The following is a 21,091-nucleotide window of genomic DNA, read 5'->3' as shown; positions in this document are numbered from 1 at the left end:
TAAAAATGCAAACATTCGCTGAGATTGCCCCGATCCGAGAGCAAGTCCGCCTGTGGCGCCGTGAAGGCCGCCGTATCGCGTTTGTTCCGACCATGGGCAACCTGCATGAAGGCCACCTTACACTGGTTCGTAAAGCGCGTGAAAACGCTGATATCGTCGTTGTCAGCATCTTTGTTAACCCGATGCAGTTTGATAAAGCTGATGACCTGGCTAACTACCCGCGCACCCTTGACGACGATCTAGCGAAACTGAACGCTGAAGCCGTAGACATGGTCTTCACCCCAACGCCGGACATCATGTATCCGCAGGGCCTGGATCGCCAGACCTCTGTCGATGTTCCGGGTCTGTCTACTATGCTGGAAGGCGCACTGCGTCCGAGCCACTTCCGCGGCGTATCCACCGTTGTGACTAAGCTGTTTAACATCGTTCAACCGGACGTAGCCTGTTTTGGTGAGAAAGACTACCAACAGCTGGCTTTGATCCGTCAGATGGTTAAAGACATGGCGATGGACATCGAAATCATCGGTGTGCCGACCGTACGTGAGATGGATGGCCTGGCAATGAGTTCTCGCAACGGTCTTCTGACTGTTGATGAGCGTCAGCGTGCACCGGTTCTGTCCCGCTCTATGCGTTGGATTAGCAGCCAGATGCGCGGTGGCCGTACCGATTACTCAGAAATTGTTGTTGATGCCAGCGACCAACTGCGTGCTGCAGGCCTGCAACCGGATGAAATCTATATCCGTGATGCCGCGACTCTGCAGTCAATCTCAGAAGAAAGCCAGCAAGCCGTGATCCTGATGTCTGCATTCCTGGGTAAAGTTCGCCTGATCGATAACCAGACAGTTGATCTGACACCTCCGGCTCCGGCAGAACAGCCATCAGAATCTTAAATGATTCATTATGACTGATACAAAAAATCCCGGCCATGTGCCGGGATTTTTTTATGGTTGTAGCTTTTAATAAACACTGCTTTTCGATTTCAGCCGCTGCTATGAACGCAAACCGATGCCGCGGGAAATCAAATAATGAACAAAGCCATACAGTGCCAGGGTAAATGCACTGAGAACAGCGAATGAAGTACCGATACCGACATCAGAGACCCCTAGGAAGCCATAACGGAAGGCATTAACCATATAAACAATAGGGTTGAGCTTAGATACACCCTGCCAGAATTCAGGCAGCAGGCTCAGTGAATAGAATACCCCGCCCAGGTAAGTCAGCGGTGTCAGCACGAATGTCGGGATTATACTGATGTCATCAAATGTCTTGGCATACACCGCGTTGATAAGGCCACCCAGTGAGAACACCACAGATGTCATCAGCACAGTCGCAATCACCACGACCGGATGCGCAACCTGCAGATCCACAAACAACAGCGACACCACAGACACAATAAAACCAACCCCCAAACCACGCAGCACACCGCCACCGACATAACCGGCGATAATCACATAGTTAGGCACAGGAGCAACCAGCAGCTCCTCAATATTGCGCTGGAACTTGGCACTGAAAAACGACGAAGCAACATTGGAATAGGAATTGGTGATCACCGACATCATGATCAGACCCGGAACGATATATTCCATGTAAGTAAAGCCACCCATCTCACCGATACGACTGCCGATCAGGCTACCAAAAATGATGAAATACAAGGTCATGGTGATTGCTGGCGGAACCATGGTCTGGACCCAAATCCGGGCAAACCGGTTAACTTCTTTGGTGATCAGGCTCTTAAAGGCGATCCAGTACTGGCGCTTCATGCTTGCTCTCCTTTGCTCTGTGCCACCAGAGTGACAAACAACTCTTCCAGACGGTTCGCCTTATTACGCATCGACTTTACTTCAATCCCCTGCTCTGTCAGTTGGGAGAATACATCGTTCAGACTTTCTCCCTTCGAGATATTCACCTCAAGGGTGTGATTATCCGGCAGTTTACAGTCAATCCGGTTCAGCTCTGGCTTATTGCCATTCAGGTTCACATCCAAAATAAAGGTTTCCGTTTCCAGCTTACCCAGCAGCGCTTTCATACTCGTATGTTCAATCAATATCCCGTTGTTGATGATACCGATATTGCGGCACAGCATTTCAGCTTCTTCCAGGTAATGAGTCGTCAGGATAATGGTGACCCCCTGGCGGTTAATTTCACGCAGAAAGTCCCACATAGAACGGCGCAGCTCAATATCAACCCCAGCGGTTGGTTCATCAAGGATCAACAACCTAGGCTCATGCATCAGCGCACGGGCAATCATCAGCCGGCGCTTCATACCGCCAGAAAGGTTCCGAGCCCGCTCATGGCGCTTTTCCCACAAATCCAGCTGGCTTAGGTACTTTTTCGCCCGTTCTTTCGCCTGCTGGCGTTCTACGCCGTAATAACCAGCCTGATTCACAACGATCTGTTCAACCGTTTCGAACTGGTTGAAATTAAACTCCTGAGGAACCAAGCCTAACTGATTTTTCGCATCAACCAGCTGAGTATCAATATCGTAACCAAAAACCTTTACCGTTCCTGATGTTTTATTGACCAGTGAACTAATGATCCCGATGGAGGTCGATTTCCCGGCACCATTTGGGCCAAGCAAAGCAAAAAAGTCCCCTTCTTCGACATTCAGGCTTATATTTTTCAGTGCCTGAACACCGCCCTTATAAATTTTGCTTACACTTTTTATTTCCAATGCGTTCATAAAATGCAATCTTTATGTTAGAAATTTTATTCACTCGGACAACTAATCCGATTTGCTATCTGACAAGCTTGTGTATAGTGGAACCAGTTTTCATAACTATCCACCCTGGCATAACCAGGGGTGATACTTATGTGAATTAGTAATACCAGTCGGAATATTTCTCTGGCGTCAGCCCTGAAAAGTATTATTACTTCAGAACAAAGAGACATAGCTGAAAGCGAGATATTGCTTGATTTGGAAAGAAATAAATACACCTGTAATCAAGCACTATTTCCAGCTGACAGAAATAATATAATGTTTCCCGACAGGTATAAGAATGTATCAGAGAAAGGCATCATCATGGCAGATATTAAGCAGCTATTCGCAAATAATCTCTCCTGGTCAGAGAATATTAAGGAAGAAACCCCGGAGTTCTTTACTCACCTTGCAAAAGGCCAACGCCCTGAATACTTATGGATCGGTTGTTCTGACAGCCGGGTTCCCGCCGAACGATTAACCGGCCTGGATTCCGGTGAGCTGTTCGTTCACCGTAACGTTGCCAACCAAGTGATCCACACCGATCTTAACTGCCTATCAGTGGTTCAGTATGCGGTTGATGTACTGAAAGTAAGACACGTAATTGTCTGTGGCCACTACGGCTGTGGCGGGGTAACAGCCGCTATCGACAACCCTCAGCTTGGCCTGATCAACAACTGGCTGCTGCACATCCGCGACCTGTATCTGAAATACCGCCCGGAATTAAGCACCCTGCCACGCGAAGAGTGGAGCGACAAGCTGTGTGAAATCAACGTTGCAACTCAGGTTTATAACCTGGGTAATTCCACCATCATGCAACAGGCATGGGAGCGCGGCCAAAACGTTAAAATTCACGGCTGGATCTACGGTATCGGCGATGGTGTTTTAAGAGATCTCGGCGTAGCAGCAACCAGCAAAGAAGGCCTGGAAGAAGCCTACCAGAACGCCATGGCTTCAATCGTTCCGACCATCAAGTAATTACAATCGGGACATATATCCAACTCAAAAAAAAGCGACCTTGATGGTCGCTTTTTTTAAATCCGTCCTGAAGCATTAATCTTCAAGTGGTACAACTCTGCCGATAAATGGCAGATGGCGATATTTTTGCGCGTAGTCGATACCCACACCAACTACGAACTCATCAGGAATTTCGAAACCAACCCACTCAACATCGACATGAACCTCACGACGCTCAGGCTTATCCAGAAGCGTACAGATACGAATTGAGTTCGGCTCACGCAGTGCCAGAATTTCGCAAACTTTGTTCAGGGTATTACCGGTATCGATAATGTCTTCCACCAGCAGCACATCCTTACCTTTGATGTCATCATCCAAGTCTTTCAGGATACGGACATCGCGGTTGCTTTCCATGGTATTGCCATAACTTGATGCAGTCATGAAGTCGACTTCATGCGGAAGATCAATCGCACGAGCCAGGTCAGCCATAAATACAAAAGAACCGCGCAACAGGCCAACCATTACCAGGTTTTCAGAATCCTTGTAACACTCTGTGATCTGCTGTCCCAGCTCTTTTACCCGCGCCTGAACATCCTGCTCAGAAATCATTACTTCAACTGTGTGCTTCATCTTCTTCTCCATCAGGACGGCTCAACCAGCCGCCTGCAGGCTATCACTCTCAACGGATCTCTATTCTAACACTCATCGTTATTTTATCGATACTGTCAACTATATGATACAGCTTGAATAAAAACTGGTTTGAACGCAACCTGTTGCTATTGTAAAGTTATGAGGAAGAATCAGCATATAACTTTTAAAAATAGTTAGGGCTAGGGAATAAGCGAAATGGATACGATCGTAAAGAAAACCAGAACACGCCTTTCACCAGAAAAAAGAAAACAGCAATTACTTGATTACGCGCTGGATGTTTTTGCCCGTCGTGGCATCGGCCGTGCAGGTCACGCCGACATCGCCGAAATGGCCAACGTGTCCGTAGCAACTGTGTTTAACTACTTCCCTACCAGGGAAGCGCTCGTCGAACAGGTGCTAACGCAGGTTGAAAACCGATTCAGCACAATGCTACAGACATGTATGGGCAATCCAGGCAAACCATTGCTGCTGCGCCTCAACTGCATCACTCACAACCTGATTGATGCTGTTATTGAGCAGCAAGACTGGCTGAAAGTTTGGTTTGAGTGGAGTACCTCAATCCGTGATGAAATCTGGCCACAATTTACCCACGACAACCGTAAGAGCCTTGAGTGTCTGACGGAAATGTTTGCTGAAGGGCTGGAAAAACAGGAAATCACCACTCAACAACCGGCAGATAAACTTGCATGGCAATTGTACGGCATCTGCTACGTGCTTTACCTGCAGGCCAACCTTAACCCAGATCAGGAACAAATGCGAGAACTGGCAGATGGTTATGTTACCGGCCTCTTGGGTAAATAACTTACCATCTCAGTCTTTCAATCCACCGAACAAGGCCAGCGTTAAGCTGGCCTTATATCTGCAATCAAAACAATAGATTGAACTGAGACAACCGAACTAACATGCGGTATCAAAAACAACTGGATCATGCGGCTCAATCTCTACCGCCACCTTATCGCCAACCTGCAGGATAAGATGCGAATTGACCATCAGCTTATGCCCCTGGTAATCCACCGTGTAGCGACAGCTGTCCCCCATAAATAACTGCTCAGTTATCACCCCGAGTCCTGTTTCTGCCTGTTTGATCCTCAGGTTTTGTGGCCTCAGCAACCATTCAACATTGGTCCCAGAGCCAAACTGTCTGTCAGCTTTCAGATCCAGCTCACCAAACGGCGTAAACAACTGGTGATCATTTTTCACCGTCGCAGGCAGATAGGAACCGGTTCCCAGAAACTCAGCAACAAAACGGCTGCTAGGGCGATAATACAGCTCGGTGGCATAACCAAACTGTTCAATCACCCCGTTGTTCATTACAGCCAGACGATCTGCAAAAGCGAAAGCTTCTTCTCGGCTGTGAGTTACGAAAATCGCGGTCACCCCCTGCTCTTTGAATATCCGGCGGATCTCTTTGATCAACCCATGACGCACCTGGGTGTCGATATTGGAGAAAGGCTCATCCAGCAAAATTAAATCCGGCTCACAAGCCAGAGCCCGGGCAATCGCGACCCGCTGCTGCTGACCACCAGATAACTGGTGAGGGTAGCGTTTATCCAGTCCGGCCAGGTGCACCAGCTCCAGCATATCCTTAACTTTGGTTTCAATCCGGTTGCTATCCCAGTCACGTAACCCAAAAGCAATATTCTCAGCCACAGTAAGATGCGGAAACAGGGCGTAATCCTGGAAAATCATACCGATGTTACGCTTTTCCGGTGGCAGCCAGGTATGCTGGTCCGCAATCACCCGCCCATTGATATGAATATCACCACTTTCCAACGGCAACAGACCGGCAATGGCTTTAAGCAATGTTGTCTTACCACAGCCACTAGCCCCCAGCAGGCAGACAATCTCGTTATCTTTGACCGGCAGGGAGAGATTCTTCAGTACCGCCTGCCCGTTGTACTTACATGTCAGGTTTCGAACGGATAATGCATGACTCATCAGTGTTTCTGCTCCAATGAACGGTTAACCATCACCAGTGGGATCAAGCCAACAAAGACAAGGATAATCGCCGGAAGAGCTGCCAGCTCAAGCTGCTCATCTGAGGCGAAGTTAAAGACATAAGTTGCTAGCGTTTCGAAATTAAAAGGCCGCAGCAACAAGGCTGCGTTAAGCTCCTTCATTGACTCAATGAACACCAACAAACCGGCAATCAGGCATCCTCTGCGAATAAGAGGCAGGTGTACCCGGCGCAACATTTGGGTTGAAGCATAGCCCATAGTTTTTGATGCCATGTCCAACGATGGAGGCACCTTAGCCAGGCTACTTTCGATACTACCGATCGCCACGGCGGCAAAACGCACCACAAACGCAAAGATAATCGCAATCATAGTACCGGAGAAAAACAGGCCCGGACGGCCAAAATCAAAGCTAATCGCCATATCGTTAAGCAGGTGATCGGCACTGGTCAGCGGGATCATCACACCAATAGCCAGAACAGTTCCGGGCACAGCATACCCCAATGACGACATCCGGATCGGCACCAGCGTCGACCGGCCGCCATCAAGACGACGATAAAAATTCACTGTCAGTGCCAACAGCACAGCCAGTAAAGCAGCTACCGTTGCTACAAACAGGCTGTTCAAGCTGTATTGCTGAAATTCAGGCGTCCAGCTCTCGGCGAAGTAGTGCCAGGTGTAATATCCCAGCTGCAACAATGGCAAAGCAAAAGCAAAGCAGAACAGCCCCCAACACCAAACCAGGGCCAGCCATTTGTTCAGTCCTGTCAGGGTATAGCGAATATCATCACCATGCTCAAACTCCTGCTGAAACAGCTTCTGCTTGCGGCGGCTGAAACGTTCAGCACTGATCAACAAGAAGATCACCATCAGCATGATGGCGGAAATTTTAGCGGCAGCATTGAGATTGGAGTACCCCAGCCAGGTATCGTAAACCGCGGTTGTCAGGGTGTTGACCGCGAAGTAACTGACTGTACCGAAATCTCCCAGCGTCTCCATCGCCACCAGTGACATACCGACAGCAATAGAAGGACGAGCCAACGGCAGCGAAATCCGGCGGAAGCTATCCCAAGGCGAACAACGCAGCAAACGAGCTGATTGAAGCAGGCTGACACTCTGCTCCATAAAGGCAGCACGGGCCAGCAGGTAGATGTAAGGGTAAAGGACTAAGGCCAGAACCAGACAGGCTCCACCTAACGAGCGAATGTCCGGGAACCAGTAATCATGGATAGTTTGCCAGCCAAACAAGTCGCGAAGGAAAATCTGGATCGGGCCGGCATAGTCAAACCAATCGGTATAGATATAACCAATGATGTAGCCGGGCATCGCCAGCGGCAGAACCAGTGCCCACTGCAACACTTTTTCTCCGGGGATCCGGCACATCGCCATGATCCAGGCAGCAGGCAGGCCAAAAAGCAGGGCAAGCACCAGGGTTCCGGTTACCAGCCAGAATGTATTGCCGGTATAGGTCGCCATAACAGTGCCCATCAAGTGGGAAAAGACCTCATCAGACTCACCCATCGCAGTATAAAAAATTGCCAGAACGGGCAAAACCAGCAGCAGGGAAAGCCCCCAGCCACTGGTTCGCCAAAACATATATTTTTCTTTCATTGCTTACTACTTAGCACCAATGAATAAATGGGGCATGGTGCCCCATTTTTTGTAACGACTACTTACAGATCAAACTTCACTTCATCCAGTAGTTTGATTGCTGTGCTGTGATAGTGCGCCACTTTTTCCAGTGACAGGTTATCAGCACTGAAGTCACCCCATGACGCCACAAGCTCTGAGCGCTTAACTCCTTCCTTCACCGGATACTCGTAGTTCACTTCCGCATACATATGCTGTGCCTTATCATCGGTCAGGAATTCCATCAGCTTCTGAGCATTCGCTTTGTTAGGCGCATACTTGGCCATTGCCATACCGCTTACATTCACGTGAGTACCATTTGCTTTCTCACCCGGGAAGTTAATGTAAACCGCTTCAGCCCATGGCTTCTGCTTCTCATCATTCACCATTTTGCCCAGGTAGTAGCTATTGCCGATCGCCAGATCACACAAGCCTTCCTTCACTGCTTTCACCTGGGCACGGTCATTACCCTGAGGCTTACGTGCCAGGTTCGCCTTCACACCTTCCAGCCATGCTTTCGCCTCAACCTCACCATGGTTAGCAATCATTGAAGAAACCAACGACACGTTATATGGGTGCTTACCGGAGCGAGTACAAATCTTGCCTTTCCATTCAGGCTTCGCCAGATCTGCGTAATCAAAGTTCGCAGGAAGGTGACCAACACGGTCACGGGAAGAGTAAACGCTGCGGGTACGCAATGTCAGCGCAAACCACTCATCTTCATTGTCACGGTACTGTGCCGGAACGTTTTTCTCGATTTCTTTACTGTCTACAGGCTGAACTAGTTTCTTGTCTGCCAGCTCAACCAGACGGCTGATATCCGTTGTCAGAATAACGTCCGCCGGACTGTACTCACCTTCCTGCTGTAGCTTCTCAGCCAGGCCCTTCTTGGCAAATTTCACATTAACCTTAATACCGGTTTCTTTTGTGAATTCATCAAACATTGGTTCAACCAAGAATGGTTGACGGTAAGAATAAACATTTACTTCTTCAGCAGCAGTCGCCACCTGTGGAGCCGCCAAACCAACCAGAATCGCCGAAGCCAACAGCTTTTTCATTTATCATCCCTTAATGCAAAATGTAATGAGAATGTTTATCAGTTCGATGATTATACTGTAGCACTTTTGTAAAACAATGCTCTCTTACATTTGAAAACAAAAAAAACGCTGCCTTCTGGCAGCGTTTTTAAAAGTTGTGATCTAAATATATGTTATGAGTTTCGTAACAGCATATTAACTTTAAGCACTATTATTCATACTACTAATGTCTGTGGTGCTTGATCGTATCTCTCTATTCTTTATGTTATTTCACGCTTACGAACTCAGGGTAGGCATCAATACCACAGTCATGTAAATCCATGCCCGCCAGCTCTTCTTCTTCTGTCACACGAATACCAACTGTGTACTTCAGTACCGCCCATACCGCCAGGCTCATAGCAAATACCCAGCAGAAGATTACCGCCGCACCCAGTAACTGCGCACCGAAGGTAGCGTCCGCGTTGCTGAACGGTACAACCATCAAGCCAAACAGACCACAGGTACCGTGAACCGAAATCGCACCAACCGGATCGTCAATCTTAAGCTTATCCAGACCAATGATGCTGAAGACAACCAAAGCACCGGCAATCACACCGATAATGACCGCAGCAACCGGAGACGGTGAAAGTGGATCCGCGGTAATCGCAACCAGACCAGCCAGAGCGCCGTTAAGGATCATAGTCAGATCAGCCTTGCCCCAGGTCGTCTTACAGACCGCCAGCGCAGCAATCGCACCGGCAGCTGCTGCCGCATTGGTATTAAGGAAAATCTGACCAACAGCTGTCGCGTTCTCAAAGTCCGAAACCATCAGCTGTGAACCGCCGTTGAAGCCAAACCAACCGAACCACAGGATGAAAGTACCCAGCGTTGCCAATGGCATGTTCGAACCAGGAATCGGCATAATCTCACCGTTTTTACCGTATTTACCTTTACGGGCACCCAGCAGAAGTACACCAGCTAATGCCGCCGACGCACCGGCCATATGAACGATACCCGAGCCGGCAAAGTCACTGAAGCCCGCTTCTGACAGGAAGCCGCCACCCCAGGTCCAGTAACCCTCCATTGGATAAATAAAGGCCGTCAGAATGACTGAGAAAACGAGGAACGACCATAGTTTCATACGCTCAGCAACAGCACCGGATACCACCGACATCGCTGTAGCAACAAAGACTACCTGGAAGAAGAAATCAGATTCCAGCGAGTGATCAGCCCCTTCAGCCTGAGTACCAATCAGCGAGCCGAATGAAGGCAGCCAGCCCCCTTCGCCATTATCGACATACATAATGTTGTAACCCACGATGAGATACATGGTGCAGGCAATGGCATAAAGACAGAAGTTTTTAGTCAGGATCTCTGTCGTATTTTTCGAACGAACCAAACCCGCTTCCAGCATGGCAAACCCTGCCGCCATCCACATGACCAGTGCGCCGGACAGCAGGAAGAAGAATGTATCGAGCGCATAACGCAGCTCTGTTACTGTCGTTGATAGTTCCATAGTCATAACCCCTCTCAGTCCAGTTCCTATAATGCTTCCAGATCGGTCTCACCAGTACGGATACGCACGGCATGATCCAAGTCATAAACAAAAATCTTACCGTCACCGATTTTTCCGGTTTGGGCTGCTTTTGAAATCGCCTCAACAATCGACTCCAGGTTTTCTGCCTGAGTCGCAATCTCCAGCTTCACCTTCGGCAAAAAATCAACCTGGTATTCAGCACCGCGATACAGCTCGGTATGCCCTTTCTGACGACCAAATCCCTTTACTTCTGTTACCGTCATCCCTTCAACACCAACATCGGCCAGCGCTTCACGCACATCATCCAGCTTGAACGGTTTTATGATTGCATTAATTAGTTTCATTGCCTGCTCCTCGAATTCAGAACTCCCTCTCAATTACAGTTCACAAGCAAACAAGCTTTGTGCCAGTTTTTAAATCGCTTAAAAATCAAAATCTTAACCAGAAAGATAAATATAATAAAAAAAGGCTGCACCATAGCGGTGCAGCCTTTTCACTCAAAGGAAGCAAATTGTTCTGAAACGGGGCGACGTAGTTAGAAACGAGTCACAAATGCGCGCCAGGCCTGAAGCATCTGCTCAAAATCTTCAAAACCACACAAAGACATACACTCTTCATCGTAAAAGCTCATGTCTTCTTCAAGCTCGGTATCATCTTCAGAAAACAGATAATTAGCTTGGACTAAGGCTTCATTGTCCTGCAGGCAAAGGGTCAGCTCCTCTCCTACCAGTCGCCATTCCTGAGTACTGTTTTTCAACGCACCAATTTGAGTCACGATAGTGTCCATCTTGGCAAAGTCTTTTCCGATTTCCTCAACCAACCAGCGCCCCATCGCCTCATGGCCCATTGAGAATACGGCATGATAGCTACCTTCCAGGGTGTTTTTCTTAAATTCGTAGTCCATAGCTATCCTCATCAATCTTAATTCAGTCTTTGGCAATTGTGGCTGATACAATAACGGTACGTAGCAGGGCAACAGTGCTGTCAGCCTGCATAATGCACTACGTCAGCATCTAATAGTCATAGCCAGAGTCCGCACATTGTCAGGATCTGGCGCGGGAATGCAACCTCACCTTGCCCGAAGGCAGCAAATGACCATTTGCGACCAGCATCATGGATGAATCTCTTCTAACAGGAATAAAACGAATGAAGATTGTTATTGCCCCAGATTCGTACAAAGAAAGCCTGACCGCGATGCAAGTGGCCACCGCCATTGAAGATGGTTTTCGCCATATCTTGCCCGATGCCGAGTATCACAAGCTTCCAGTCGCTGACGGCGGAGAAGGCACAGTGCAATCTCTGGTTGATGCTACCGGCGGTATCATCATGAGCCACCAGGTAACAGGCCCTTTGGGTGAACCGGTAAACGCTTTTTGGGGCCTACTGGGAGATGGCCACACTGCAGTCATTGAAATGGCCGCCGCTTCTGGCCTACACCTCGTAAAACCTGAACTGCGAAATCCATTGCTGACCACAACATTCGGTACCGGAGAGCTGATAAAAGCCGCCTTAGATAATGGGGTTGAGCATATCATCATCGGTATCGGCGGCAGCGCAACCAATGACGGCGGGATCGGGATGGCACAAGCGTTGGGGATTGAGTTTTCAGACAGCAACGGAAAAGCTCTCGGCTTTGGCGGCAGCGAATTATCAAAGCTTGTCTCGATTGATATCAGCAAGGCCGATTCGAGGCTAGCAAATATAAAGCTGGAAGTGGCCTGTGATGTCGACAACCCGCTCTGTGGCCCCAAAGGCGCTTCCCACATATTTGGTCCGCAAAAAGGCGCGACACCGGAAATAGTCGAGTTACTGGATGCAAACCTGACGCATTATGCAGACATCATCAAATACCAGCTAGGCCGAGATATCAAAAATATCGCCGGAGCAGGTGCTGCTGGCGGACTCGGCGCAGCATTGCTTGGTTTGCTGGATGCTGACCTGCGCCCCGGCATTGATATCGTGATGGAGGCAGTTAATCTATCAGGTGCCATAACGGGTGCAGATCTGGTGATCACAGGTGAAGGCCGTATCGACAGCCAGACGATTCACGGTAAAACGCCTGTCGGCGTAGCACGCTGCGCAAAACAGCAGAATGTTCCGGTCATCGCTATCGCCGGTTGTGTATCCGCTGACAGTAGTGTGGTCTATGACCATGGCATTGATGCTGTTTTCAGTGTTGTCCCGCGAGCAATGACATTAGAAGAGGCCTTCAAAGAAGCCACATTCAATGTCAGGATGACAGCAAGTAATGTGGCCAGAGTTTGGGTCTTAGGAAGAAAATAACGGGCTCAGAGGGGAGCCATTCTGAGAAGCCAGGAAAGAAAAAGGGAAGCCAACTATTGGCTTCCCTTTTCTGTTATCAGGCCATTATCAGGTTGAATACCGAAAAGCAACTTATCGCTGGCCTCTCGAATTCCTTACCTCGCTTAGATAACCTATACCGCCGCCTGAATAATAACGTCACCAGCTTTATTGGTGTAACTCTCCATCTTATGGAAGTTCAGGTAACGGTAAGTATCGGCTGCCGTGGCATCGATTTGTTTAGCGTACTCCAGGTATTCTTGCTGAGTCGGAATACGCCCAAGGATCGCACCGACTGCCGCCAGTTCTGCCGAAGACAGGTAAACATCAGCTCCGGTTCCCAAACGGTTCGGAAAGTTACGGGTCGAGGTCGACATTACCGTCGCCTTATCGGCTACCCGGGCCTGGTTACCCATACACAGTGAACATCCCGGAGTTTCAATCCGTACCCCGGCACGACCGAAGATACCGTAATAACCTTCCTCTGTGAGCTGATCGCGATCCATCTTCGTCGGTGGCGCAACCCACATTCGGGTATCAAGCTGACCTCCGAATTTCTCCAACAGCTTACCTGCAGCACGGAAGTGCCCGATATTGGTCATACACGAACCGATGAAGACCTCATCAATCTTGGTGCCCTGCACTTCTGACAATAGACGCGCATCATCTGGATCGTTCGGCGCACACAGGATCGGCTCTTTGATTTCTGCCAGATCAATCTCGATCACATGGGCATACTCTGAATCCTTATCCGCTTCCATCAGCTCAGGATTAGCCAGCCAATCTTCCATCGCAGTAATCCGGCGTTCAATAGTACGTCGATCACCATAACCTTCTGCAATCATCCACTTAAGCATCACAATATTCGATTGCAGATACTCAGAGATCGACTCTTCTGACAACTTAACCGTACAGCCTGCAGCACTTCGCTCAGCAGAAGCGTCAGAAAGCTCAAACGCCTGCTCTACCGTCAGGTGCTCAACCCCTTCGATTTCCAAAATACGGCCGGAGAATTCATTGATCTTACCCGCTTTCTCAACGGTCAACAGACCTTGTTGAATCGCATAGTAAGGAATCGCATGAACCAGATCGCGCAGAGTGATCCCAGGTTGCATCTCGCCTTTGAAGCGCACAAGGATCGATTCCGGCATATCCAGTGGCATCACACCGGTTGCCGCCGCAAATGCGACCAGACCGGAGCCTGCCGGGAACGAAATACCCAGCGGGAATCGGGTGTGTGAGTCACCGCCGGTGCCGACAGTATCCGGCAGCAACATACGGTTCAGCCAGGAGTGGATAACACCGTCGCCCGGACGCAGGGCAACACCACCACGATTCATGATGAAATCTGGCAGAGTGTGATGAGTAACAACATCAACCGGTTTAGGATAGGCAGAGGTGTGACAGAATGACTGCATAGTAAGTTCAGCAGAAAAGCCTAGACAAGCCAGATCTTTCAGCTCATCACGGGTCATCGGCCCGGTTGTATCTTGGGAGCCGACCGTTGTCATCTTAGGCTCGCAGTATGTCCCCGGACGGATCCCTTCGACACCGCATGCCTTACCGACAATCTTCTGAGCTAAGGTGTATCCCTTACCACTGTCTGCAACCGCCCCCGGACGACGGAAAATATCAGATGCAGGCAGATTCAAAGACTGACGGGCACGATCAGTCAAGCCACGACCAATGATCAGTGGAATACGACCGCCGGCACGAACTTCATCAAGCAAAACATCGGTTTTAAGTTCAAAATTCGCCACTAATTCATTTGAGTCATGACGGCGAACTTCACCTTTGTAAGGATAAACATCAATGATATCCCCCATATTCAGGGCTGTCACATCAACCTCAATCGGTAGTGCTCCAGCATCTTCCATGGTGTTAAAGAAAATCGGCGCAATCTTACCGCCCAGAACAAAACCGCCTGCGCGTTTATTCGGTACATAGGGAATATCTTCACCCATGAACCAAAGCACTGAGTTAGTTGCAGATTTACGTGACGAACCGGTACCGACAACATCACCGACATAAACCAATGGGTGACCTTTTTCATTCAGCTTTTCAACCTGCTTAACCGGCCCCACCGCCCCCGACTGATCCGGTTCAATACCTTCACGTTCATTTTTCAGCATCGCCAGGGCATGCAACGGAATATCCGGGCGCGACCAGGCATCTGGTGCAGGAGACAAGTCATCGGTGTTGGTTTCACCCGTTACTTTAAACACAGTCAGAGTGATCTTTTCTGCTAGTTCCGGCTTAGACAGGAACCACTCAGCATCAGCCCAGGACTGGATAACTTGCTTCGCAAACTCATTACCAGCTTTGGCCTTCTCTTCCACATCATAGAAGGCATCGAACATTAGCAATGTATGGGAAAGTGCTTTAACAGCGATCGAAGCAAGTTCAGAATCATCAAGAAGAGAAATCAGCGGTTCGATATTGTAGCCACCCTGCATGGTACCAAGCAGCTCAGCAGCTCTTTCTTTGCTGACAATCGGAGATACCGCCTCACCTTTGGTCAGTGCTGCCAGAAAACCGGCTTTAACGTATGCCGCTTCATCAACACCCGGTGGAATACGATTTTCTAACAGGTCCAACAGGAAGGCCTCTTCACCTGCTGGCGGATTTTTCAGGAGTTCAACCAGCGCCGCAACCTGCTCGGCATCCAAAGGTTTGGCTACAACTCCCTCTGCAGCACGCTCTTCGACGTGTTTACGGTAAGCTTCAAGCACGACATATTCCTCTTATTACGGTTTAACCTTAGTGGTTAAACATCCTTGGAAGTGATTGATCTCTTCTGCTGCTGTATGCCATTTAAGAAACCCTGGCTGAGAGCTAAGTCCATACAGAAGAGACCAAAACCGTCCTGTGAGCATATCAGTTTTAACTTAAAATTAAAATCCACCCTGTTTTCACAACATTCACACGTCACGCATAATTATTGAGTAACGATTCTCGAGAGTGAGATCACAATGCGCCGCCGAAAAAGACATAGAAAGTATTATGAGCCTGCTCAGTCTGGCCATAAGCCAGCACCAACGGACCAAGCGGTGTTGTGATACCGGAAAAAATACTACCTGCCATGTAGAGTGGTGCTTCTCTGAGTGACTGATCGTGATCTTTATAGACCCCCCCCCACTCTACAGAACCACCAAGGTACACTGAAGAATTGAACAGGCCAAAGTCCTGATCTAACAAATGATAACGGTAAATGAAAGCGGTAAAGAGCTTATTATTGCTGGAAAGGCTATTTTTCGGAATCCCCGATAAATTAAGGAAACCACCTATCTGTTGCGGATAAAAGACTTCAATAAGATCGGAATCTAACCGGCCAATTTCCGCTTTCCCCATAAAGGTATGATCGCCTGTGGTGTAGGCTCCTTTCCATTTGGCATCAAAATGCATGGAAAAATCAGTTTCAACCTCCTCAGGGCTCTTCCCTACATCATCTGAAGCTGCCACTTCAAGATGCAGATAATTACCGCTTTTCGGCATCATAAAATCATCAAGCGTATCTAAGTTATAACTGATATAACCCATTCGGCTCTCTCGCTTTAATTTGGTTGTATTCAAACTCAAATCAATAAGGCGAGGAAAATCAATGTCACCGGTGATATAGCGGAAGCCCAATCGAAACTCCTGCCACAACTCAGGTTGCCAGCCAAAAGAAGCATCGAAAGTCACATCAGTAAAAGAGGCAGGTATAAACAGATCAACATTATCCAAACTTGGCTCTTCAGAGTCTGTTATATGCCGGTCTTCCAGTTTGTACTCGGCGGTTACCTGGCTGAACCATTCCTGGTCTTTGAAAAACGGCAAATAAAGTCCTGTCGCAATCCGGTTACTAGAACCATATTCCAGCTCTGTACGCCATTCCGCCCCGGCTTCACTTAGCCCTGTGACATTAAAAGCGATCCCCATGGAGTACTCAGTACTGTTCTCGAAATCGTCTTCCAGAGCAAAGCGTAGATCGATAAAGTGGGGCCCCCAGCTCTTCTCCGTCACTTCAAGCTGGATGATGTTTTTATCCCCTTTACTCTGAATTCGATAATCAACACGTTCGAAGCGATCCAAGGCATACAGGTTACGGACACTTTCTGCCAAATCTTCGGAACTGATCCTATCCCCAGCTTCCAATTCAAGCCTGTCCAACAGCACCTGATCAGCATAATGGGTATGATTTACCAACTGAATATCATCAATACGGAGCTGATCCAGGTGGTTAAGCGCGCGACGGCGAAGCTGCTTGTGATCAACATAATCCTGATACCAGTATGTGCGCCCCCAATCCTGCAACTTTTCTTGATAAGCCATCGTCGCCTTATAGCCACTTTCATATACATCAGGCATCTTTTGAAAATCTGCAGTTGAAATACCTTTTACATCCGGTCGGATCAACACATCTTTATCTGTCAGCAGCTGTATCTGACGGTTTGCATTATCGCGCACCATAAAATCGGTCAGTTGATCCATCACCGCAAAGTAATTATTCAGGTCATCGCGCTTTTTAAATTCGTTACTGATATCAACGGCTATCACAATGTCGGCCCCCATCCCCTTTACCACGGAAATAGGCAAGTTATTAGTGATACCACCGTCAACCAAGAGCTTGTCACCGAGTTCCATTGGCGGCAATAAACCTGGGATCGACATACTGGCCTGCATCACCTCAGCCAAATCGCCTTTGCTCAAGACAACCGGCTCCAGGTTTTCAATATCAGTCGCGACGGCACGAAATGGGATAGGCAAACGGTCAAAACTCTCAACTTCCGGCAGATTCCCTGAGGTCGAACGTAGAATTTCTCCCATACTCTGCCCCTGTACGATTCCCTTTGGCACCTTCAGCTCCCAGAAATCAAAACCAATTTCGCTGGGGATCTGATATCTGTCTTCCTGCTGCTTTTCTCGCACCCGACGGTCGCTGCGCTGAACACGATCGGTATAGCCTTTATCCCAATCAACAGTCGTCAATAACGCTTCAATTTCATCAGCGCTCATACCTGTTGCATAAAGGCCTCCAACATATGCCCCCATACTGGTTCCAACGATATAGTCAACCGGGATCTGCATTTCTTCCAGCGCTTTAAGCACACCGATATGAGCCGCACCTTTGGCCCCCCCACCGCCTAAAACAACCCCAACCTTTGGTCTCTCCGATGCATATGTGTGTATCGAGAAAAATATCCCGCATAAAGTGATAAGCATCACTAAAGTTTTACAACGAAATGGCCGATACATCTTAAATGAGTGTTTTGTTACTAGTGGCATAATTGGTGTCATTGGCTACATGTTGTCCGAGAACGACTCGCTCGTTCAAAACTATATCAAGAAGCAGCTAAGCATTATGAAGTTGAACCAGTTTACAATTAAACAAAAACTGATCCTGGCGATGGTTCTTGCCGTCCTGGCCTCAACAATTCTCGTGGGCATCATTGGCCAAAACCAAGCCCGAGATGTTGTTGAAACCCGATTGCTCAAGTCGGAATTACCCGCCACATTAAAGCAAATTGGCAATAATATCGACAAGGAGATTTCTGTCATGCAGGCCGCCGCCCGGCAGCTTGCCAATAACCGCTTTATCACCGATTACTATGAAGATGAAAAAACGCCGGAACAGGAAGCGCGTCTGGTTCAGATGCTCAATGATATCAAAGCGCAATACAACCTGTTCGACTCATCAGTAGCAGACAGAAATACACACCATTACTGGAATCAGGATGGATTCCTACGCAAACTGGATCCCCAAAATAACATCGACGGCTGGTTCTTTGACTATGTCAAAAGTGGCAACGCGACGATGCTGAACGTGTTCCAGGAAGCCAACGGTGACATCAAACTGTTTGTTAACTACCAGCAACTTAATGGCCGAGGTATGTCGGGCCTGTCGAAATCTATCGACGAAATGGTTCGTTTCATTAACCAGTTCAAGCTGGAGCAAACCGGTTTTGTCTACCTGACCGATGCCAATGGGCTGGTTCGCATCCACAAAGATTCAAGTAAGATGGGCAAGGCGAATCTGACCAATATTTACGACAGTGACACCGCACGCAAGCTACTGAACAAGTCAGAGTTCAATGTTGCTGAAGCGAAACTAAACGGTCTGGACACCCTGATTGCGACCAGCTATATCCCGTCAATGGGATGGTATGTGGTTGCAGAGCTACCAAAAGAGGAAGCCTTTGCCGGTCTGAATCAGGCTCAGTACCAGATCATGCTCTGGACTGCCGTTATCGCTTCAGTCTTTGTTCTGCTGGCCATTTGGCTTGGTAGCAATATTACTCGCCCTATCGAGCGACTGGCCGTGATATTCAAAGATCTGGGTGAAGGCGAAGGCGATCTGCGCCACCGTATTGATATTGAAGGCAAAGATGAAATCGCTCAGCTGTCTGACGGCTTCAACAGCTTTATCAGCAAAATCCATCACTCAGTCAAAGAAGTTGCTGAAACCGGTAACTCATTGCGCGGTGCAGCTGAAGCGGTTGCTTCTCAGGCTCAGTTGACGCTAGACAATAGCAATACTCAGCGTGACCGTACCCTGCAAGTTGTAACCGCAATCAACCAGATGGGCGCAACCGTTAATGAAATTGCCGGCAATGCCGCTCAGGCAGCAGAAGCTGCACACAACGCAGAAGAAGAAACCCAGAGCGGCCAGAATGTAGTCGGCCAGGCCCGTAACAGCATCAACCAGTTGTCCAGTGACGTAGGTCAGGTCAGTGAAGTGATTGAATCACTAGCCAACAACACGCAGGCAATCGGCAGCATTTTGGATGTGATCCGCGGTATCTCGGAGCAAACCAACCTGCTGGCACTGAACGCCGCTATCGAAGCAGCCCGCGCTGGTGAACAGGGCCGAGGTTTTGCTGTTGTTGCTGATGAGGTACGCAGCCTTGCAAGCCGTACTGCTGATTCAACCGACGAAATCCAAAATATGATCAACCGTCTGCAGGAAGAAGCCAGCAATGCGGTAAATGCGATGGTTCAGAGCCGCCAGCTGACTTCGGAAGGGGTATCAGCAGCAGACGAAGCATCAGGCGCACTGGTTTCAATTGCTGACCGTATTACTCTGATTTCTGATATGAATACTCAGGTTGCCACCGCAACAGAAGAGCAGTCGACTGTCGTAAATGACATCAACAGCAATATCGAAGAAATCAATGAGACAACCCAGCGCACGGCAGACACAGCAACAGATCTGGCTCACTCAAGCCAGGAACTGCGTGATCTGTCGAAGCGACTGGATGACATGGTTGGCGCATTTAAGCTGTAATCAGATTAAAAGCGAAGGACGAGAGTACTTCGCCGAGAAAATCGAGTGGTTAATTTAAAGGAGAGCTTCGGCTCTCCTTTTTATTGCTTTATTCACCAAAGCCAGCTTTATAGTCAAAACCATAACCTAGACTTATCAAGCCCTTTCATTACGTCAAAATCACCGCAAACTTATGCAACAAGATTAGCGCTTTGTGACTTTCATCTAGTTCTCATGTGTTTTTGAGGAGTATTTTTGCCTCTCAGTTTTATCAATGACAAAAAGAACAATACCAATGAAAATCACTAAAATTGCAATCTCTTCCCTATTAGCTTGCGCTTTTGCATCCGGTTCTGTGTTCGCGGATCCAAAATTACCTGGTACAGAAACCGGCTTCAGTTCCATTCAAATAATGCGTCAGGGCGAACCGACTCAACTACATTGGGTATCGGTTGATGACATTGAAAAGAGCCTTGAAAATCAACCACCAATGGCTGTCGGCTTTGATATTGACGATACAGTTCTGTTCAGCTCTCCTGGTTTTTACCGCGGCCAGCAAGAATTTTCTCCCAATGGCTATAGCTATCTGAAATCTAAGCAATTCTGGGACAAAATGAACTGTGAATGGGAAAAATTCAGTTTACCGAAAGAAATTGGCAAGAAGCTGATTGATATGCACCAGAAGCGTGGTGATGAAATTTACTTCATCACCGGACGTACCGGATCAAAATGTGAAATTTCAACTCAGTACCTGAAAGATGCCTTCGGTATTAACAACATGCACAAGGTAATTTTTGCAGGATCCAGCAAAACGGAATACACCAAAACCAAATACATCAAAGCGAACAATATTAAGCTTTACTACGGAGATTCCGATGGCGATATTATCTCGGCTCGTAACGCAGGTGCGGAAGGACTGCGTATTATGCGCAATGCCAGCTCCAGCTATAAGCCGGTACCGCAAAACGGCATCTACGGTGAGAAAATAGTGAAGGACTCTCAGTACTAATTCTGAGGTAATTCATTACCAAAGGCTCTCAATAAAAACAGCTCAGTGCCAGCAACTGAATTGATTATTGAGTGGCGACCTTATTTAAGACAGGT

17 protein-coding genes are annotated in these 21,091 nt (G+C 48.2%); 6 read left to right on the top strand and 11 right to left on the bottom strand.

The genetic code is table 11. The features are described 5' to 3' along the window. The first annotated feature begins 5 nt into the window (after positions 1-5). Complete coding sequence (panC, locus tag C942_RS08085) at positions 6-890, top strand: pantoate--beta-alanine ligase (protein ID WP_007464482.1); 885 nt, start codon at positions 6-8, stop codon at positions 888-890. A gap of 99 nt (positions 891-989) precedes the next feature. Here the strand turns inward: panC and C942_RS08080 are convergent, their stop codons facing one another. Then, positions 990-1,760, bottom strand: a complete 771-nt coding sequence (locus tag C942_RS08080) for an ABC transporter permease (protein ID WP_007464480.1) — start codon at positions 1,758-1,760, stop codon at positions 990-992. Beyond that, entirely contained in the window at positions 1,757-2,680 is a 924-nt protein-coding gene (locus C942_RS08075; protein ID WP_007464478.1) for an ABC transporter ATP-binding protein, read from the bottom strand. Before C942_RS08075 ends, C942_RS08080 begins: the two co-directional genes overlap by 4 nt. A 339-nt stretch (positions 2,681-3,019) precedes the next feature. Here C942_RS08075 and can point away from each other — a divergent pair, with 339 nt between their 5' ends. Further along, on the top strand, positions 3,020-3,673 hold the full coding sequence (can, locus tag C942_RS08070) for a carbonate dehydratase (protein ID WP_036799254.1): 654 nt from the start codon (positions 3,020-3,022) through the stop codon (positions 3,671-3,673). Positions 3,674-3,748: 75 nt separating this feature from the next. Here the strand turns inward: can and hpt are convergent, their stop codons facing one another. Further along, positions 3,749-4,282 carry a hypoxanthine phosphoribosyltransferase gene (gene hpt, locus C942_RS08065; RefSeq protein ID WP_007464475.1) on the bottom strand — a complete coding sequence of 178 codons (534 nt, stop codon included), beginning with the start codon at positions 4,280-4,282 and terminating at the stop codon, positions 3,749-3,751. Positions 4,283-4,498: 216 nt separating this feature from the next. Between hpt and C942_RS08060 the strand changes: the two genes are divergently transcribed. Next, positions 4,499-5,104 carry a TetR/AcrR family transcriptional regulator gene (locus tag C942_RS08060; protein WP_007464473.1) on the top strand — a complete coding sequence of 202 codons (606 nt, stop codon included), beginning with the start codon at positions 4,499-4,501 and terminating at the stop codon, positions 5,102-5,104. A 96-nt stretch (positions 5,105-5,200) separates the two neighbouring features. Here the strand turns inward: C942_RS08060 and C942_RS08055 are convergent, their stop codons facing one another. The 6 genes from C942_RS08055 to C942_RS08030 all read right to left on the bottom strand — a co-directional run bounded on the left by C942_RS08055 (position 5,201) and on the right by C942_RS08030 (position 11,344). Continuing rightward, positions 5,201-6,241 (bottom strand): ABC transporter ATP-binding protein, encoded by a 1,041-nt coding sequence (locus C942_RS08055; protein WP_007464470.1) that lies wholly within the window; start codon positions 6,239-6,241, stop codon positions 5,201-5,203. Next, entirely contained in the window at positions 6,241-7,869 is a 1,629-nt protein-coding gene (locus tag C942_RS08050; RefSeq protein ID WP_036799249.1) for an ABC transporter permease, read from the bottom strand. The genes C942_RS08055 and C942_RS08050 overlap by 1 nt, the downstream gene beginning before the upstream one ends. Before the next feature lie 62 nt (positions 7,870-7,931). Then, entirely contained in the window at positions 7,932-8,945 is a 1,014-nt protein-coding gene (locus C942_RS08045; protein WP_007464466.1) for a Fe(3+) ABC transporter substrate-binding protein, read from the bottom strand. A gap of 244 nt (positions 8,946-9,189) precedes the next feature. Beyond that, positions 9,190-10,419: an ammonium transporter gene (locus C942_RS08040; protein WP_007464464.1), complete on the bottom strand. Its 1,230-nt coding sequence runs from the start codon at positions 10,417-10,419 to the stop codon at positions 9,190-9,192. Positions 10,420-10,445: 26 nt separating this feature from the next. Next, a complete protein-coding gene (locus tag C942_RS08035) occupies positions 10,446-10,784 on the bottom strand; it encodes a P-II family nitrogen regulator (protein ID WP_007464463.1) in 339 nt (112 codons plus the stop codon). 191 nt (positions 10,785-10,975) lie between these two features. Beyond that, positions 10,976-11,344 (bottom strand): YacL family protein, encoded by a 369-nt coding sequence (locus C942_RS08030; protein WP_007464461.1) that lies wholly within the window; start codon positions 11,342-11,344, stop codon positions 10,976-10,978. 242 nt (positions 11,345-11,586) lie between these two features. Between C942_RS08030 and C942_RS08025 the strand changes: the two genes are divergently transcribed. Further along, on the top strand, positions 11,587-12,723 hold the full coding sequence (locus C942_RS08025) for a glycerate kinase (RefSeq protein WP_007464459.1): 1,137 nt from the start codon (positions 11,587-11,589) through the stop codon (positions 12,721-12,723). A 152-nt stretch (positions 12,724-12,875) separates the two neighbouring features. Here the strand turns inward: C942_RS08025 and acnB are convergent, their stop codons facing one another. Continuing rightward, positions 12,876-15,473: a bifunctional aconitate hydratase 2/2-methylisocitrate dehydratase gene (gene acnB / locus C942_RS08020; RefSeq protein WP_007464458.1), complete on the bottom strand. Its 2,598-nt coding sequence runs from the start codon at positions 15,471-15,473 to the stop codon at positions 12,876-12,878. A 235-nt stretch (positions 15,474-15,708) separates the two neighbouring features. Then, a complete protein-coding gene (locus tag C942_RS08015) occupies positions 15,709-18,009 on the bottom strand; it encodes a patatin-like phospholipase family protein (RefSeq protein WP_232428152.1) in 2,301 nt (766 codons plus the stop codon). A gap of 76 nt (positions 18,010-18,085) precedes the next feature. Here C942_RS08015 and C942_RS08010 point away from each other — a divergent pair, with 76 nt between their 5' ends. Beyond that, the gene (locus C942_RS08010) at positions 18,086-20,008 is read left to right on the top strand and encodes a methyl-accepting chemotaxis protein (RefSeq protein WP_007464454.1); all 1,923 of its coding nucleotides are present in this window, start codon (positions 18,086-18,088) and stop codon (positions 20,006-20,008) included. 274 nt (positions 20,009-20,282) lie between these two features. Next, positions 20,283-20,996 carry an acid phosphatase AphA gene (gene aphA / locus C942_RS08005; RefSeq protein WP_007464452.1) on the top strand — a complete coding sequence of 238 codons (714 nt, stop codon included), beginning with the start codon at positions 20,283-20,285 and terminating at the stop codon, positions 20,994-20,996. The last annotated feature ends 95 nt before the right edge of the window (positions 20,997-21,091 follow it).

This window comes from Photobacterium marinum (assembly GCF_000331515.1).
GTDB classification, from domain to species: Bacteria; Pseudomonadota; Gammaproteobacteria; order Enterobacterales; family Vibrionaceae; genus Photobacterium; species Photobacterium marinum.
Note: the sequence above shows the minus strand (reverse complement) of the source record. Positions and strands in the feature narration are given on the sequence as shown.

Bases quoted from the DNA above. Each gene is read 5' to 3' on its own strand.
- hpt (WP_007464475.1), bottom strand. From the start codon at position 4,282: ATGAAGCACACAGTTGAAGTAATGATTTCTGAGCAGGATGTTCAGGCG.
- C942_RS08010 (WP_007464454.1), top strand. From the start codon at position 18,086: ATGAAGTTGAACCAGTTTACAATTAAACAAAAACTGATCCTGGCGATG.
- C942_RS08060 (WP_007464473.1), top strand. From the start codon at position 4,499: ATGGATACGATCGTAAAGAAAACCAGAACACGCCTTTCACCAGAAAAA.
- can (WP_036799254.1), top strand. From the start codon at position 3,020: ATGGCAGATATTAAGCAGCTATTCGCAAATAATCTCTCCTGGTCAGAG.
- panC (WP_007464482.1), top strand. From the start codon at position 6: ATGCAAACATTCGCTGAGATTGCCCCGATCCGAGAGCAAGTCCGCCTG.
- C942_RS08045 (WP_007464466.1), bottom strand. From the start codon at position 8,945: ATGAAAAAGCTGTTGGCTTCGGCGATTCTGGTTGGTTTGGCGGCTCCA.
- C942_RS08015 (WP_232428152.1), bottom strand. From the start codon at position 18,009: ATGCCACTAGTAACAAAACACTCATTTAAGATGTATCGGCCATTTCGT.
- C942_RS08030 (WP_007464461.1), bottom strand. From the start codon at position 11,344: ATGGACTACGAATTTAAGAAAAACACCCTGGAAGGTAGCTATCATGCC.
- C942_RS08055 (WP_007464470.1), bottom strand. From the start codon at position 6,241: ATGAGTCATGCATTATCCGTTCGAAACCTGACATGTAAGTACAACGGG.
- C942_RS08040 (WP_007464464.1), bottom strand. From the start codon at position 10,419: ATGGAACTATCAACGACAGTAACAGAGCTGCGTTATGCGCTCGATACA.
- C942_RS08035 (WP_007464463.1), bottom strand. From the start codon at position 10,784: ATGAAACTAATTAATGCAATCATAAAACCGTTCAAGCTGGATGATGTG.
- C942_RS08025 (WP_007464459.1), top strand. From the start codon at position 11,587: ATGAAGATTGTTATTGCCCCAGATTCGTACAAAGAAAGCCTGACCGCG.
- C942_RS08075 (WP_007464478.1), bottom strand. From the start codon at position 2,680: ATGAACGCATTGGAAATAAAAAGTGTAAGCAAAATTTATAAGGGCGGT.
- C942_RS08080 (WP_007464480.1), bottom strand. From the start codon at position 1,760: ATGAAGCGCCAGTACTGGATCGCCTTTAAGAGCCTGATCACCAAAGAA.
- aphA (WP_007464452.1), top strand. From the start codon at position 20,283: ATGAAAATCACTAAAATTGCAATCTCTTCCCTATTAGCTTGCGCTTTT.
- C942_RS08050 (WP_036799249.1), bottom strand. From the start codon at position 7,869: ATGAAAGAAAAATATATGTTTTGGCGAACCAGTGGCTGGGGGCTTTCC.